Origin of the sequence: Xylanibacter ruminicola Ga6B6, assembly GCF_000687715.1 — a bacterium.
Classification (GTDB): Bacteria; Bacteroidota; Bacteroidia; order Bacteroidales; family Bacteroidaceae; genus Prevotella; species Prevotella ruminicola_B.
In genome coordinates this window covers 278,485-295,459 of record NZ_JHXD01000002.1, presented here as the reverse complement: position 1 = coordinate 295,459, position 16,975 = coordinate 278,485, and the positions used below count along the sequence as shown (strand labels likewise).

Here is a 16,975-nt window from a genome sequence, read left to right as displayed (position 1 = left end):
CATGAAAAAATTGATATTAGCAGGTTTGTTGTCTATGCTACTACCTAAACAGGTGGTAGCACAGACTTTTAAGGAGGTTGACTATGCCCCCAAAGAAACTAAGTTCCAACTCTTTGCCCCTAATAATGCCAAGCAGGTAACCGTACGCATCTATAAGGACGGTCTGGGCGGCAAAGCCATTAAAAGCATGAAGATGCAGAAAACCGGCAACGAGTGCTGGACAGCCACCATCAAGGGCGACCTGATGGGTATGTTCTACACCTTCGACATGGGCAAAGGCGAGTGCCCTGGTGTATTCGCCAAGGCCGTAGGTGCCAATGGCAAGCGTGGCGCCATTATCAATCTTGCAAGCACCAACCCCGAGGGATGGTGCGAAGATCAGCATCCCGTATGCAAGTCGCCTGCCGACCTGGTTATCTACGAGATGCACCATCGTGATTTCTCTATCCATCGTCAGGATGCCCAATATCCAGGCAAGTTCATGGCACTCACCGAGCCTTGGGCCATCAATCACCTCAAGTCGTTAGGTGTGAATGCCATCCATATTTTGCCCAGCTACGATTACGGTTCGGTGGATGAGACACGACTGAGCGACAACAAGTACAACTGGGGCTACGATCCAGTGAACTACAATGTGCCCGAGGGTGGCTATTCCACCAATCCTTACAAGCCTGAAGTACGCATCCGCGAGTTCAAGCAGATGGTGCAAGCACTGCACAAGGCTGGCATCCGTGTGATTCTCGACGTGGTGTATAACCACACCTACGACATCGAGCACTCCAACTTTCAGCGCACCTATCCCGACTATTTCTATCGCAAAACAGCCGATGGCCAGTACAGCAACGGCAGTGGCTGTGGCAACGAGACAGCATCGGAGAAGCCCATGATGCGCCAGTTTATGATTGAGAGCGTAAAATACTGGATTAACGAGTATCACATCGATGGTTTCCGTTTCGATCTGATGGGTGTACACGACATCGAGACCATGAACGCCATTCGCAAGGCCGTCAACGAGATCGATCCTAGTCTGTTTATCTACGGTGAAGGCTGGAGCGCTGGTGCCTGTGCTATTCCTAACGAGCAATTGGGTATGAAGGCTAACATCCCACAGATGCCAACTATCGCTGCCTTTAGCGATGAGATTCGCGATGCCCTGCGTGGTCCATTCAGCGACGATACACAGCCTGCATTCTTAGCAGGTTTGGATGGCCATAAGGAGAGCATCAAGTTCGGCATTGCAGGTGCCATCAGTCATCCACAGGTGGATATGACCAAGGTAAACTATAGCAAGGAGCCATGGGCTATCGAGCCTACCCAGATGATTAGCTACGTAAGCTGTCACGACGACATGTGCTTGGTAGATCGCTTACAGTCGAGTATCCCTGGCATCACAACCGAAGAGCTCATTCGTCTCAACCTGCTGGCCCAGACCGCAGTGTTCACCTCGCAGGGTGTACCCTTTATGCTCAGCGGCGAAGAACTGCTACGAAATAAGAAAGGCGTACACAATAGCTTCGAATCGCCCGACAGCATCAACCAACTCAACTGGGATAACCTGAAGCAGTATCCACAGGTATTCAATTATTATAAGAACCTGATTCAGCTGCGTAAGAACCATCCTGCTTTCCGCTTAGGCAATGCCGATTTGGTACGCAAACACCTGGAGTTTATCGATACCCCAGAGAATGTGGTAGCCTTCCGACTGAAGAACTACGCTGGTCGTGACAATTGGCGTAACATCATCGTGGTACTGAACGCCAGCAAGGAGCCCACTGAGATTACGATTCCCGATGGAGAGTACACCATTGTGTGCTGCGATGGCACTATCAACGAAAATGGTCTCGGCACCATTAAAGGCACCAAGACCATTGCAGAGCCACAGTCGGCATTAATCCTTCACGACTAATCAAGAAGTAACTTTTCGCTTGTCGTAAAGTAATTCTTCACCAAATAAAAAGTAGCTTTTTGCGTGACAAAAAGCTACTTTTCGTTATAAGAATAGTAATATTACAGGAGAGCCTTCAGGAAATTCACCATTTTCTGAAGGTTTTCATCTACATACATGGCTGGACCACCGTGACTGCCCTCAGGAACGAAGGTGGCTTCGGTCTTTACACCTGCAGCCTTCAATGTCTCGAAGAAAGCCTTTCCCTGACAGCAGGGAACCACGTTATCCTTCTCACCATGGAAGATGATGATAGGAGGATCGTTCTTATCCACATAGGTATTGGCACTCAGACTGAGATACTTATCTGGTTCCTTAGCCAACTTAGAGTTCAACAGCACGTCCTCAGGACTGTTCTCGCCCATCTTCATCGACTCACCACAGTCCATAGCAGTCAGGTCGATAGGTCCCGACCAGTCGCAAGCAGCATTCACAGCACTGCTCTCATTCAGGTAGTTACCTACATTACCTTCCAAGTCGATATCAACTGTACCCACCTTGGTCTGTTTCGTACCGCTGGTGGTAGCAGCTGTAGAAGCCAGATGACCACCTGAAGAGAAACCGCTGGTAGCGATAAACTTGGTATCAAACTTATACTTCTTAGCCTCACCACGTACAAAACGAATCACGGCACGGATATCGTGAATCTGAGCAGGCCATTTGGCGTCCATGCTCGAACGGTGGTTAGGACAAACCACAGCAAAACCGGCATCCAGCAAACTCTTTACGATGGTACCCAGATCGGCCATACCCTTGCTGCTGTTGCTGAACCAGGCACTGCCATAGATATGAATCACCACCGGATAAGAAGCCTTTTCCTGCTTAGGCAGATAAATGTCGCAGGTGTGATAAGCCTGGTCGTCGCCAGCATAATTCACATCCTTCCATTCCTGCGAGGTTTCCAGCTTTACCTGAGGTGCCTGAAAACCTCCGAATCCGCCTGCTGGCTGAGCCATGGCCACAGCCGAGAGGCAACACATACATACTGATAATATAGTCTTCTTCATTTGATTAATGTTTTAGAATAAACGCGAATATCACTCGTTTTAGTATCTTTGTCTAACAAAAATTTATCTATAAAGGCCAGCACCTCGGGCCATTGGCACTCAGGCAACTGACAGTGGCCGTGACCACCTACGATGCTCCAACCCATACGATCGGCAATACCGAAACGCTCCCATACCTTCTTGGCTGCCTTGGCTGATACCAACATGGCATCGTCGGCCAACCACTTGTAGTCGGGATTGCCCAACAGCAACAGGGCGCGTGGGCACACCAATGCACACAGCTCGTGCTGGTCGTAAGGCAGCTGATACACACTGTCGCCATGGAAGTTTTCGAGCTGACTCTCCAGGAACCAGTGATAGTCGGTCTTATCCAGATTCTCTACGCTGTCCTGCAGATGCGAGTAGCGCCAGGCAGCAGCACCGCCACCACCAGGCTCCTGAGCGATGGTGAGTGCCACACGCTCATCAAAGGCACCGCAATACAGGGCCATTTTTCCAGCATACGAGCACCCCGTAACGCCGATATGCTTGGTGTCAATCTTGGTGATCTCAGGACCTAACAGTTCCAGTCCATCTATCAAACGACTGAAGCCCCAAGCCCATTCGCTATAGGCACCGTTATCCTTCAACTGTGGATACAAACGGTCGAAGTTGTGCTCACCACGTTCATGGTGCTTACCCCACTGTCCGTAGTCGTTCACCTGCTTCTCGTGGAAGTTCATGGTGGCAATGGGACGGTCCTCGAACAACTGGCGTGGCAGCGCAATCATGCTCGAGCCAATCATCAGGGGATAAGGCGCCTTGCCCGTTTTGGGATATCTGATTTCAGAGGTCAGAGTGAGTGTCTGTCCATTCACGGTCACATCCACAATGAGGGTGTCGCCACTCATGCGGGCCTTGATATTCTCTTTCTTCACAGCCGGCTTCTCGCCAATGCCGTAATGCTGTATCAGGGCAGCTATCTCACTGCGGCGACGCGCCCAGTCGCTGAAACCATTCACGCCTTTCAGTGGGTCGGGCAGGTCCTTGATAACGGGCAGTTCATTAGCTGCAGGCATGGCAGGCTTTGCAAACGCTGCGCCAGTATTCTCTACCTGATAAGCTAATGGAAGTTGGCCACCCTGCTGCGCCTGAGCGCAGAGGGTAACACAACCAAGAATTATAGTTGATAATAGTTGCTTCATCATTAAAACAATTAGTTAGAAACGTATTACATCTGGGGGCCGCCGCCAAAACCGCCACCAAAGCCGCCACCGCCAAAGCCACCCATGGCTGGGAACTCTGGATCGGGCTGCTTCTTGATATCGAGCAACAGTTTTACCAAAGCTCTGCGACGCAAGCCCCATGTAGGATAGTCGTTAGCATCCAACTTATTCATCTTAAAGCCTGGCATCTGCATACCACCCTGTTGCTGACTCAAGTCCTGAGCACTTACAGTAATCATACAGGGCTTGGCATTGCCATCGGCTATCAAACGGTCGGTAATGGCATCGGCACCACCTACCTTAAACCAGCTTTCTACCGATTCGCCTTCGACAGGAATCAGCTGGATAAAGGCAGGCATCACACCCATACGCATATTGCCAGAGATATAGAAAGCGGTATTACGCTCCAAGTCGTAGCTGACACGACCGTGATCCATCTCACCTTGCGAGGCAAAGTTGAATGGCGACTTGGGATTGTCGGCCACACTGTACTTAAAGCCGGCATCGGGCGAGATATACATATTGCTGGGGTCGGTAACCTGCATGCTGTCAACCACAAAGCAATACTTAAAGGTCTCAAACAGATACTCGTTCAGCTTCACGCTCCACACGCCATTGCTGTCGCGCTCCATAGCCACATTCTCGGGCAGCATCTCGCACTCCAGCTCCACCTTCTTAGCATCAGGCGCCTTGAAACGGAAGATGATACCATCCTCGGTATACTCTGGCGAAATGATAGGACGCGGGAAGAGTCGTGCCATCACACCAGCAGTAAACTGCTGTTCCTTTCCGGTCTTTGCAGGAGCTGGCTCACCATTCTTCATAGCCTCTTCCGATGCCTTCTTATTAAAGAGCAGTGGCAAGGTCTTGGTCAGGAAGTACTTAGCATTCATCCAGGTATGTCCGAACTTATCGTTGGTAAACTCCTTCACGCTACGGATACCTTTGGTATCAAGGAATTCCATATAGTCGCGGGCATTGCCATAAAGGAAATCGTCGGTACCTACACCTAACCAGAACAAACGGATTTTCTTGTTGGTATCTTCTGCATTATCGTAAACACCGGCAATATCTGTTGATGTAAACGAGCTATAGCTGCACAGATACGAGAACTTATCAAGGTTGCTCAAGCCATTAAACAAAGCCTGGTTGCCACCACGTGAGAAACCACCGATGGCACGATGATCCTTGTTGTTGATAGTACGATAGTTCTTCTCGATATACGGCATCAGGTCGTTAATCAAATCCTTACTGAACACGTCGCCACCAAAACGGGTCTGTGGAGCGCCGTTAGCAGCAGGTGCAGCCAACAGCTTGGTAGGATTGCCATAAGGCAGCACGATAATCATCTCCTTGGCAGCTTTCTGAGCCAGCAGATTGTCGAGGATATAGTTTACACGACCCACCTTATAATATACCTCTTCGGTATCGGTTGTACCACTAATCAGATAGAATACAGGGTATTTCTTATCACGGCTCATCATGTAGTTGGGTGGCAGATACACGATGGCGGTATTGGTGCCGCCCAGACTTTTAGAGTAATAATGGATATACTCCATGGTGCCATGTGGCACATTCTTGATGTCGTGGGGCAATCCGTCTTTCGACTTGATTTCCAGCAGACTGTTCTTAAAACCCTCGTTGGGGAAATACTGTGGGTTGTCGGGGTCCATGATGCTCACACCGTCAACCACGAAACAATAGGGATACATGTCGGGGGCAGCCGGACCCAGCGTTACGGTCCATAAGCCAGTCTTGGCATCTTTCTGCATGGCTTTACGCCCTGCAAACTGCACATCTACCAGCACCTCTTTGGCCTGGTCGTTCTTGTACTGGAATGTTACCGTACCATCGGCATTAGTGATGGTTCCAGCCTTTGCCTGCATTACGCAAGCCATCAGTAGAGTTAATAATAGTTTTTTGCTCATAAGTTTAAAGTTTATGTAGTTATTTGATAGAATAGCCAGCTCTGATAAATACGGGGATAAAGGCTTTAGTTATCGGAGTGTCAACATATTGACCGCCCTCATAGTGCTGTCCTGTATGGTAATCGGTCCATCCACCAGGGTGCTGAGGCAGATAGGTGCGCCAACTGGACACTCCAGGCTCAGTAACAGGACTGATAAGAAGTGCCGGACCAAACATATATTCGTACTTCTGCTGTAAAGCCTCAGCATCATGCGCAAAGTCGAACACCAACGGACGCATCAGCGTACCACCCTGTTCCGATACAGCCTTGGCACAACGCTTGATATAAGGCAGTAATGCATAACGTTCCTTCAAGCAGTCGGCAATCACAGTCTGTGCTTCCTTGCCATAGTTCCAAGGCTCGGTATTGCTCATATAACCATGAACACGCATCAGTGGCAGATATACTGCCGTTTCTATCCAGCGCAGCATGCGTTCAATATAAGCACTATCGGTATATTGGTTCTGTGGACGGAAAAAGCCACCTGCATCATAGGTCCACCAGGGGATACCAGCAGCCTGCATTCCTAAGCCTGCCGTAATCTGGCGACGGAAAGTTTCCCAATCGTTACCCACATCACCACTCCACATGGCCGATCCGTAACGTTGGATACCAGCAAAACCGCAACGGGTGAGTATCATCGGTTCCTTACCAGCAGCCACAAGACCTTCATACACCGTCTTGTTCACCAGTAGCGGATAGACATTACGCACCTGTTCACCATTCCATCGACCGTTGTTCACCTTACGGCCCAACAGGTCGTCGTTCTCAGGTTCGGTAGCATCCTGCCACCAGGCATCGATACCCAAAGGCAACAGGCGCTCTTTGAAGTTCTTCCAATAGGCAGCGGCAGCCTCAGGATTAAAAAAATCAATCCAATCAGTTTCAGGGATATAATAGTTGGCGGCTAGCATCTGCTGACCCACTTCTGAGTTCTTGTCGATCTTCGACCACACACTCAGCATCAGTTTCATACCCATCTGGTGCAGACTGTCGGTCAGCGCCTTGGGATCGGGATAAAACTCCTCGTCAAAACGCATTGAGTTCCAACCGTACTTGCCCCAATACTGCCAGTCCTGAACCAGCATGCTCACAGGCAGTTGTTCACTACGGAAACGGTTAGCAGTTTGCAGAATCTCGTCAGAAGAGTGGAAACGCTCGCGACAGTGGATATAGCCCAAAGCCCACTCTGGCATCTGAGGACACTCACCGGTCAGCTCGCGATAGGTCGCAATAATCTCATCAGGCGAACCCACAAACACCGTATAGTCAACACCATCGGCTACTGGCGAACGGAACACGGTCTCGTCTTTCACCTTATTATAATATAATATAGGTTGATCGTCCTTGGTCAGTTCGGCAGACAGCTGATGCTTTCCTTTCGAGAGCTGAACAATCGTCGAGGCCGTGGGGGGCAACCAGAGGTTCTGCATCTCAATCACTGGCTTACCATCAATCAGCAGGTTATGGCGGCGCGCCATCTTCTGCCCCACATCGAGTAGCAGCGCATAATCGGCGGTTTCATCGATATCAATCGTGGCCTCGAAGATATGGCGTTCGCGAACCTCACGCTTGCCACCTTCGGTAGAGGTGACATCCACCACCTCACGCTCACCGGCTCCTGCACGTTTCGTTAGTTTCACACTATGGCTGCATGGGTTAAAGTCGGTCAGGCCGTAGTTATTCCACAGCACGCCATAGCCCTTACTCGAAATCAGCATGGGGATGCTGATCTGGGTGTTTACCTGTGTAAGTCGGCGCGACAATCCACGCACATTGCTGTAGCCATCCTGGAACTGTCCCAGACCGAAGAGATATTCATCCTTAGGCGAGACGAAAGTCAGTGTAGCCTCGCTACCCGCCAACTGATGGTCAGTGGCTTTAAATACAGCTTTACCTGTTTTATCTTTCACCGTCAAGGTGCGACCATCCACCTCGGCAGTAATATCAGCTTGTTTCAGTTCATCATGACTCACATACAACCAGTCGGGCAATTCACTCTTTGTAGCCGGATTGGCGTATCTCACTCTCACGGCATTCTTAGCCACATAAGTTACAGAAAGGTTCTGCGCAGTGGCCGACACTGCCACTACACAGAACAGAATAGTTGATATTAGTTTCTTCATTATCGTTATTTATTTTTTAAACTGCCACCAATCCAGACGAACATCACCTGATGCTTTGTCGAAACATATATAAAGATCATGCACACCAGCAGCATTCTTCACTTTGCCACCGAATGAGCGATATTTCTCAACGCCACCAGTCTTACCGATGGTTACGGTTCCTACCACAGGACCATCGGCACTGTCTAATCGCAGACAGATGGTGCAACCACCAGTAGCGGCTGCTGTGATATTAAACTGCTTGGCACCCTTACCGAAGTCAACACCACGCAGTTTGATATACTCGCCATCATTAATATCAAAGATATACATATTCTTCTTTCCCGTTGAGGTAGGCATATCTGCTACCACACCGGTATTCTCGATACCCATCTTGGCACTCTTCAGTCCGAAGCCCCAAGCCATGGTCTCAGCCTCTACACGCTGGTAGGGGTTCAGCCAGTGCAACTGCTTCATGGGCTGCTGGTCCAACCAATAAGGAATCTCCTGGATGGTGCCATCGCCATTATAGGTAATCTCCTGAGCCGACACACTGCGACGCTCGTGGTGTACAAATGTCTCCAGATGCATCAGGTCGTAATTCTGACCGAACACATACGAATGCCCCTTGAAATCGCAGATACCAGGATGGTTACCACGGTCGCGCTGGGTAGGCCTCATAATATAGCCTTTCCATTCCCAAGGTCCAGTGGGACTGTCGCTCATGGCATAGCCTAAAGCCTCAGGGCAGCAGGTTGATGCGAAACCTAAATAGTAATGACCATTGCGCTTATAGAACCAAGGTCCCTCCTGATAGTTAGGAATATGTGGCAACTTGGTGACACCACTGGTCAGCGACGTCATGTCCTCGCCTAACTTAGCCCAGAAGGTATGTGGGTTTCCCCAGTACATATAAGCCTGCCCATCATCGTCGGTATAAACCGATGGATCGATATCATACCAGTTACTCTGATCCCAAACCAACGGTTTGCCGAGTGGGTCTTTGAACGGTCCGTAAGGCGAATCGGCCACCAGCACACCAATGCCATGACCATGCAGAGGGGCATACAGGTAATACTTACCGTTACGCTCTACGGTTTGGATAGCCCAACCACCGTTCTCGCGACTGCGCCAGGCGAAGTCCTTCAACGAAGCCACTGCACCATGTTCGGTCCAGTTCACCATATCAGTAGTGCTCCACAACAGCCAGTCGTACATAAAGAAACCAGCAGAGCTCTTCTCGTTTACATCGGGGATATCCTCTGGCGATGCATCATGCGAGGTATAGAGGAACAGAGTGTCGCCCACTACCAGGGGGGATGGGTCGGCTGTATATTTGGTTTGGAACAGTGGCATATTCACCTGCTCCAGTCCACGCATCTCCCACCAGTCGAAGTTAAACAGTTTTGGTCCCTTACGACCTTTGAACACCAGATAAACGTCGGCTGTAGCAGGCAGGTTCAAACCCGAAATGGTTCGGGTTGGTGCATCGATATCGGTGATGGTAGAGTAATCCAGATCAATGGTAATGGTCTGCCATTTCTCCCAACCACCAGTAGCAGGCACATTCAAGGTTCCCAGACATCTGCCACCGATACTGTCGAGATGAATCTCAATTCTGCCACCACGCAAACCACTGGCCACACGGGCTGTGAACGTACGTGGATACTTGTTGGCAAAGGCCACATTCTGCAGTTTGATATAGTCGCCATTGTGGATGTCACTGACATAAACCCCTACCTCGTCGTTCTGTTCAGTCTTCACACCTTTCGAGAAGGCCATGGTCTCAGCCTCCACCTTGCGATAAGGGTTAAACACGCCAACAGGCTTCACGCCAGCATCGGTGGGCATAATCTTTGGGAAACTGCCATCGGCATTGTACTTAAACTCCTCAACAGCTACACTACGACCGAAACCGCCACCATTTGGCAGTTTACCTGTATGGTAGAAGAAATAGCTATGACCTTTATAATCGGCCACACCACAGTGGTTGGTAAACGAGTTGGTATCGCACAGCGGCATAATCTCGCCAGCATACTTCCAGGGACCTGTTGGCGATGGTGCCGTGCTATACGAGATATGTTCGGGCACACCACCAGCGGCATACAACAACTGATATGTACCATTGCGCTTGGTTAACCAAGGACCTTCAACATACGAATCTTTATAGGTCTTGCCCTTCTCGCGCTCCTTCATCATCGGACCGCCAAAAGCCTCTTCGGTCATAGGCAGCTTTCCCAGTTCACCTTCGTACGAAATCATATCACGGTTCAGCTTCAGGTAGTAGCACTGTGGATTACCCCACATCAGCCAAGCCTGCCCATCGTCATCAATCATCACGGTTGGATCGATATGATCCCAGCTGCCATTCTCAAACAAAGGTTTTCCAAGTGCATCCTTAAACGGACCTGTAGGACTATCGCTCACAGCCACACCAATGGCCATACCATTCGAAATCTTTGAATGAGCACAGATATACCAGTAGAATTTTCCGTCACGTTCGATAGTCTGTCCGGCCCAAGCACGGTCATCGGCCCACGAGAAAGTCTCCAAGGCCAAGGGCGAACCATGGTCCTGCCAGTTCACCATATCCTGAGTTGAATATACACGCCACTCCTGCATCCAGAAGAAGTCGGCGCCATCTTCGTCATGACCAGTATAAACATACATTGTTCCGTTATGTACCATCGGTGCAGGGTCGCTGGTACACCAAGTCTGTACGAAGGGGTTCTGTGCCTTCGCACCTGTAGCTAGCAACATGAGTGCTGCTATGGCTGCTGATTTATTAATCATTCTTTCTCGCTTATTAGTTTACTGCTGCAAAGGTAGCACAAAATAACGATATTAGATTTCCTATATGTATCATTTACTTTGTGAAACGTAACAGATAACTTAAAGCAAGATCGATATCATCAGAAACGCTCTATTTTCCTACCCATTTCGCGAGCATTCGTTTTTACTGGTGCTGATGTAAAATCGGGGGTGTTATACGAATACATTAAGCGTTGATAATACACCTTGGGATTATGCTGTGGAAGAAGAAATGGCTTGGTAGCCTTTCCATGTTCATCGACAGACGAGAAATAGAGACGTGTATAAAGACCATCATCCCGCCTACTGGTAAACAGGAACCAACGACTATTACGGGTCCAGTTATGCAAACTCTCCGAACGCGTGCTATTCACCTCGTTCAATGGTCTGCTTACTCCCGTCTCAAGATCAAGCATACATAAATCTGCCTCTGGGTGCCATACCGAGAAATAGCCATAATCTAACTGCGTGTACATCAGGAACTTCCCATCATACGAAGGTCGAGGCCAAGTTACGCTTTTACCTGTTACATCAGCATTTACCAACGTATCCACCTCGGTACCGATCTTACCTGCTTTCTCATCAAAAGACACTCTACAAAGACTATACTTTACCTGGTCATAGCCTTTGGGATAGTTGCCACATCTGGCAGTCGTGAAATACAACCACTTACCATCTGACGAAAAGGCTGGTGTATTCTCAGCCCAGCCAGTCTTCATAATCAGAGTATCCTTGATTACCACATGCTGCTCCATGTCGTATACAAACACATCCGACGAGGTATCAAACACCTCAATACGTTTGTTGTTGCCATTATGGAACATCTGAGCGGTCTTATTAGTGGAGAAAGCACAATAGCGCCCTCCGGGATGCCAATAAGGATATACCATCGAACCACCCAGACTGTCGTTACGGGCTTTTAGCAGTTTATCTTTTCCATGATTATGCACAACGGTAGTCCCATGTTCACCTCTCACATGGAACACATACTGTTCTGGATTCGTACGATTCTGTGTATGACAGTTGATACACTGACCATAGACTTGCGAATTCTCAAGCATCGATGTTTCTGAGAAATCAGAAAGACAACGCTGATACAATCCCATATGACCATAGAGTGCATAGCTGGGCGCAATTCTACGATAGGTAACACCCCACTCATCCAAAGAATAAGGACTCACATTGATAGAGAAATCGCGATACTGATACCAGTTGTCCCCTTTGCGTGCCCAAACTGATACAATCAGGCGACTTCCTTTGTTGGCAGCTAATAACTGATGCCATTCATCAATATCAAAATCAGCATAGGACCCCTCAGCATGCATGCTGCCACCCTTCATACCTTTCACATCCACATAGATATCGGTAAACGCATCATCGGTCATCGCGAAATTTAGCGGTGCAATCTCAACGGGTACTGTTACACCCACATAATCGGGGAAAATAGCCGGCAACTGATTAACTGGTTGCACATTATCGGGATGCAGACCGCAGGCCGACAGTACTACTGCCAGCAGCGCCATCATCATACCCGTATATATCTTTTTCTTCATGCTATTACTTTTTTAAAAGAAAAACACATCAACCGTTTGCTGATAAACCTCTTGCAGAGAACCGTATTTCGGTGAGCGCTTAATCAGTTCAGGATTAGTAGCCAGCTGTCGCATCTGTTTGGCCCAGCTGCGATAAAAAAGTGTATGTTCCAACAGCGAAATGTACTTCAATGCCACCTCATACTGTCCGGTTATCAGATTTGTCTCAACCAGTCGTGAAAGTTCTCTACCACTCATATTATAATTAGGCGAACTCATCATCACCTCAAAGGCAGCTCGCTGCGACATATTAACAAATCCCATATGAAGATATACATCACTCATCATCATCGCTGCAGCGCCACTGGTCAGCACCTTGTTTGGATGCAGCATATTCTCTTTCAACTCTTCGCCAGAGATACGTTTCTCGTAATACTTTGCCAAACGGACCACATTCTTACAAGCCAACGACTTGGGCTCCTCTTCTTCAGAAAGCGTAATAATCTTACCCCATTGTTTCTGTTGCAGCAGATAGTCGTACTCTATTTCTTCGTACGTTCCAGCCTTATCACTCTGAATCATCCAGTAATCTATACCCTTAGTGATATTCCACAAAGAATATGGTACCACATGTGAACTAACAAGCACACATGCCGCCAACAGAATGGTCAAGCCAGCAGATTCTGCCAGCACAACAATGCGATCATCCGACTTCTGTAGCCACTTGAAATGGCAACATACCAGACAGATAATGACGGGACCAAGCAACCAATATCCGATTGGTATCAACACCAACGAAGAAACAAGGCTCGGCTTTCTTCTATTCGGCAACACCAACATCAGCAGCCACGTCAACAAGACGGCAACAGGAAGCGTCATCGACACATCCATATCACATATCATCTTCCATAAGGCAAAAGATGGAAGGAATGAAAATGGAAAGAGGTGACTAGGACTGACTGCAGTCATGTTGCGACACAACAGTTTCCACGACAACCACTGTATAAGCACCAACAGAACCGCAGTTATCAGTGCGCCTAAAGCCACCGACCTGAAGAACTGTACCAAGAATTCGGCCACATATCGCGCCATACCACCAGGCACCGACAAACGCGACAGAAAATAATCACTCTGAAAGAGAAACAACTGAAAAGCTTCACGGGCTTCTATCTGCGCCGGACGCACATAGTTCCAGAAACAAAACAGCACTATTCCGAAAAGAATAGTCATGTAAATGGGCCAATTCTTCTTCATTTCTCTCATATCATCTCACCTCTACCTGTTGTCTTTTGCCATCAAACACCTGTCTGTGAACCTCATGTACATCCAGACTTACTGGTGTTTTAGTGAAATCGGGCACATTATACGAGTCGAACAATTCGCCGTAGTATTTCTTGGGATTACGCTGCGGCAACAAGAACGGCTTTGTAACACGCCCCTTATCATCTATCGATGACAAGTAAAGCTGGGCGTACTCGCCATTCTCACGTTTCGACGAGAATACGAACCATCCACTGTTTGAGCTCCAGTTATGAAAGCTCTCCGTCTGACGACTGTTTACCTCCTTCAGTTCACGCATCTCACCTGTTTTCAAATCCATCAGCCATAAGTCGGCATCATTCTGGAACACCGGGAAATTACTATGGTCGCTCACACAGAACATCAGCCAACGTCCATCGTAAGAAGGACGAACCAACGTATAGCTCTTACCGGTAGCCGCAGTATTTACCAGTGTATCAACCTCGCTACCAAAGGAACCTGTCTTTTCATCAAAGGCAATTCGGCAAATACTACACTTCACCTTCTCGTACTCTGCAGGCAGATTGCATGGTTTCGAAGTACTGTAATACAGATACTTTCCATCGGGCGAGAAAGCAGGGAATATCTCCTGATCCTTCGTCTGCAACAAAGACGAGAGTATCAGTTGGTTGGTCTGAGTATCTAAAAGAACCAGATTGCTAAAACGGTGATAAGCCTCGATACGTTTCTCGGTACCCACATGGAAATTCTGATGCACCGAATTCACGGCATAAGCACAATATCGCCCCGATGGATGCCAATAGGCATAGCTGCCAGCTGCCTTGGTCGAATCGGTACGGGTGTTCAGCCATTGCTGGTTGCCATTCTTCTGCACCAGGGTGCCACCACCTTCGCCACGGAACTGCATGGTAAGCGCAGAAGGATCGGTCTGGTTAGCTGTATGACAGTTGATGCAATGGCCGTAAACAGCACTCACCTTCAAAATGGCAGTCTCGTCGAAACTATGCAAATCACGCTGATAGATACCAATGTTAGCGCCTCCCACCTCATAGCCAGGCGGAATGCGACGATAAGTCAAGCCATAATCCTCTAAAGGCTGTTTGCTCACATATACCTTGAAATCATCATACTGTGTCCACTCGTCATCACGTTCCACACAAACAGTAAATAGCAACTCACCACCAACATTCTGTTGGGTCAGTTGTTGCCAGGCTTCAATATCGAAATCAGCCCAATCACCTTGTACATGAAGTTCCCCTCCCTTGGAGCCACGAACCGTTACATCCAACAGGTCCACATCGTTACCCACAAAATTAAAATCCAAGGGAGCAATACCCGCAGGGATAGTCACTCCCACATAGTCGGGATAGATAGCTGGCACCTGATGTACACGAGTTGCATGCTCCACCTGATGCCGACAGCCTTCCAACACAAGCAGACAGAAGACCGCTGTCAAAACGATAGAAATATGATTAATGAGCCGTTTCATACACTTGATTGTTTTGTTGTTGCTGTGCTTTCGCTAACATCCTGCTGATAAAGGCAGCATACGGCGAACCAGGCACATTACCCTGACGCTGGATACAGTTCAAGGCATCTTGATAGCCACGGGGCATCTGCATATAGCCTCCACACTGCTCTACCCATGGTAATGCCTGCTGGAAGGTTGGCGCGTCGCCGTTCAACAGAACCTGCGCTACGAAATAATCCAAGGCCATGGTATTCAATCTGTTGCCATTAAACAAGCTACCCAGCATCGAAGCCATCTCCGGATAGTAGAACAGAAAATCCTGTTTCTGTCGATACTGTCGCAACTGGCCCCATACCGGATGGGCATTTATCTTAGCCTCATCGCCCAGGTATTGTTCAGCCTCTTCTGCCCAGCCCTTATAAAACAGGCTGTTCTTCAGGAGCGCCAGATGTTTCCTGGCCAAATCGTATTTCCCGTTGATAATATAGCACTCAGCAATGCGCTGAGTAAAACGTCCGCTCTTTCTGCCATTATTGATCGACTCCTGCATGTCGAACATATACCGTTGAGCCGAATTAATCATTCCCAAACGATAGAAAGCCTCGGCAGCAGGAATATTCGAGAACGGATCGCGAACCATATTCATCAATAAGGCATCGATACCACTCTGATAGAAATCGAACATTCTATCAGCCAACTGGCGACGTTCTGCCAATGCCAGATTAACGCTATTTGACCAGAATGCTGTTTCCACTGTTTTCTGTTCGGCCCCTTTGATGATATCGTCCCAATGCTCGTTTCTGATTTGATAGTCTTGCCATACCAGCTCGTAACGCTCATCGGCATAACCACGTGTCACAGCAAGCCAGCCTAACACCACAACGGCAATAGCCTGGACAGGCCATTTTAATACCTTATTTATATATAGTCGGTCAGCCAGCACGCATAACAGTACGGAGAGAGGCACTATCCATAGCAGGGGAACCACCGATAGACTACGATAATAGCCCATAGAACACATCACCGAGTGTAAGGGTAACTGCTCCAGCAACGTATGCCACAACACCAGTTGTATGGCCAACAACCATAATGGCAGCCAGATAAAGCGCTTGTAATTCACCACTATGCGTAATGCCACATACAGCCAAGCCATCGGACCTATCAACCAATATACCAATGGGGTCAGAACAATTTCCTTGCTGATATCCAACCAACGATTGCTCATACCAATCTGAGCCATAGCCAGAGAAGCCACAACAGCAATAGGAAACGAAAGAAGCACATCCAGATCGCCCATCGCCCAAAAGAGCAACATAGTAGGAATCAAACTCAGCAGGAAAGACTCAGCCTTTAACCAACTTGCCACCATCCGCTGATAGCTGATAAAAAGCAAGGCCAGAATCATAGCCCCCAACCACGGCAGATAATAAAACTGCACCAGACACGTTTCCAGCCATTCGGCAGCCCCTCCTGGATGGTCCAAGCATCCCAGCAAATAGTCAGGCGTCCACAAAAACAGTTGGTATTGCTCTGCGTAAGAAAGTGCATGCGGCAGATAACCTCCCCAAAACAAAAAGATCAAAGCGCCAAGAAAAACTGACAAAATCCAATTCTTTTTGACTACCATCTGGAGATATCTGTTGATGTATTCAGGCTTCATAAATCTGATC

At 48.4% G+C, this 16,975-nt stretch carries 10 protein-coding genes and 1 pseudogene; 1 reads left to right on the top strand and 10 read right to left on the bottom strand.

Annotation, left to right across the window (positions count from 1 at the left end; translation table 11 throughout):
• The first annotated feature begins 1 nt into the window (after nucleotide 1).
• Nucleotides 2–1,906, top strand: a complete 1,905-nt coding sequence (gene pulA / locus T500_RS0102640) for a type I pullulanase (protein WP_028906832.1) — start codon at nucleotides 2–4, stop codon at nucleotides 1,904–1,906.
• Nucleotides 1,907–2,007: 101 nt separating this feature from the next.
• Here the strand turns inward: pulA and T500_RS0102635 are convergent, their stop codons facing one another.
• From T500_RS0102635 to T500_RS0102595, 10 genes and pseudogenes are all read right to left on the bottom strand, one after another.
• The gene (locus T500_RS0102635) at nucleotides 2,008–2,952 is read right to left on the bottom strand and encodes an alpha/beta hydrolase (RefSeq protein ID WP_028906831.1); all 945 of its coding nucleotides are present in this window, start codon (nucleotides 2,950–2,952) and stop codon (nucleotides 2,008–2,010) included.
• Nucleotides 2,949–4,136: a hypothetical protein gene (locus T500_RS0102630; RefSeq protein ID WP_028906830.1), complete on the bottom strand. Its 1,188-nt coding sequence runs from the start codon at nucleotides 4,134–4,136 to the stop codon at nucleotides 2,949–2,951. Before T500_RS0102630 ends, T500_RS0102635 begins: the two co-directional genes overlap by 4 nt.
• Nucleotides 4,137–4,162: 26 nt before the next feature.
• Complete coding sequence (locus tag T500_RS16255; RefSeq protein WP_080694764.1) at nucleotides 4,163–6,085, bottom strand: alpha/beta hydrolase-fold protein; 1,923 nt, start codon at nucleotides 6,083–6,085, stop codon at nucleotides 4,163–4,165.
• Nucleotides 6,086–6,104: 19 nt separating this feature from the next.
• A complete protein-coding gene (locus tag T500_RS0102620; RefSeq protein WP_028906829.1) occupies nucleotides 6,105–8,252 on the bottom strand; it encodes a TIM-barrel domain-containing protein in 2,148 nt (715 codons plus the stop codon).
• 9 nt (nucleotides 8,253–8,261) lie between these two features.
• Nucleotides 8,262–9,611, bottom strand: coding sequence for a family 43 glycosylhydrolase (locus T500_RS17120; protein ID WP_196243458.1), 1,350 nt, complete (start codon nucleotides 9,609–9,611; stop codon nucleotides 8,262–8,264).
• A gap of 57 nt (nucleotides 9,612–9,668) precedes the next feature.
• Nucleotides 9,669–10,919, bottom strand: a pseudogene (locus T500_RS15010) (glycoside hydrolase family 43 protein); the annotation flags it as partial.
• 224 nt (nucleotides 10,920–11,143) lie between these two features.
• On the bottom strand, nucleotides 11,144–12,595 hold the full coding sequence (locus T500_RS0102610) for a TolB family protein (protein WP_028906828.1): 1,452 nt from the start codon (nucleotides 12,593–12,595) through the stop codon (nucleotides 11,144–11,146).
• 12 nt (nucleotides 12,596–12,607) lie between these two features.
• Nucleotides 12,608–13,828 carry a DUF6057 family protein gene (locus T500_RS0102605; RefSeq protein ID WP_155267401.1) on the bottom strand — a complete coding sequence of 407 codons (1,221 nt, stop codon included), beginning with the start codon at nucleotides 13,826–13,828 and terminating at the stop codon, nucleotides 12,608–12,610.
• A gap of 10 nt (nucleotides 13,829–13,838) precedes the next feature.
• Nucleotides 13,839–15,323, bottom strand: a complete 1,485-nt coding sequence (locus T500_RS0102600; RefSeq protein WP_028906826.1) for a TolB family protein — start codon at nucleotides 15,321–15,323, stop codon at nucleotides 13,839–13,841.
• Nucleotides 15,307–16,932 carry a DUF6057 family protein gene (locus T500_RS0102595; RefSeq protein WP_230580827.1) on the bottom strand — a complete coding sequence of 542 codons (1,626 nt, stop codon included), beginning with the start codon at nucleotides 16,930–16,932 and terminating at the stop codon, nucleotides 15,307–15,309. Before T500_RS0102595 ends, T500_RS0102600 begins: the two co-directional genes overlap by 17 nt.
• Nucleotides 16,933–16,975 lie beyond the last annotated feature (43 nt).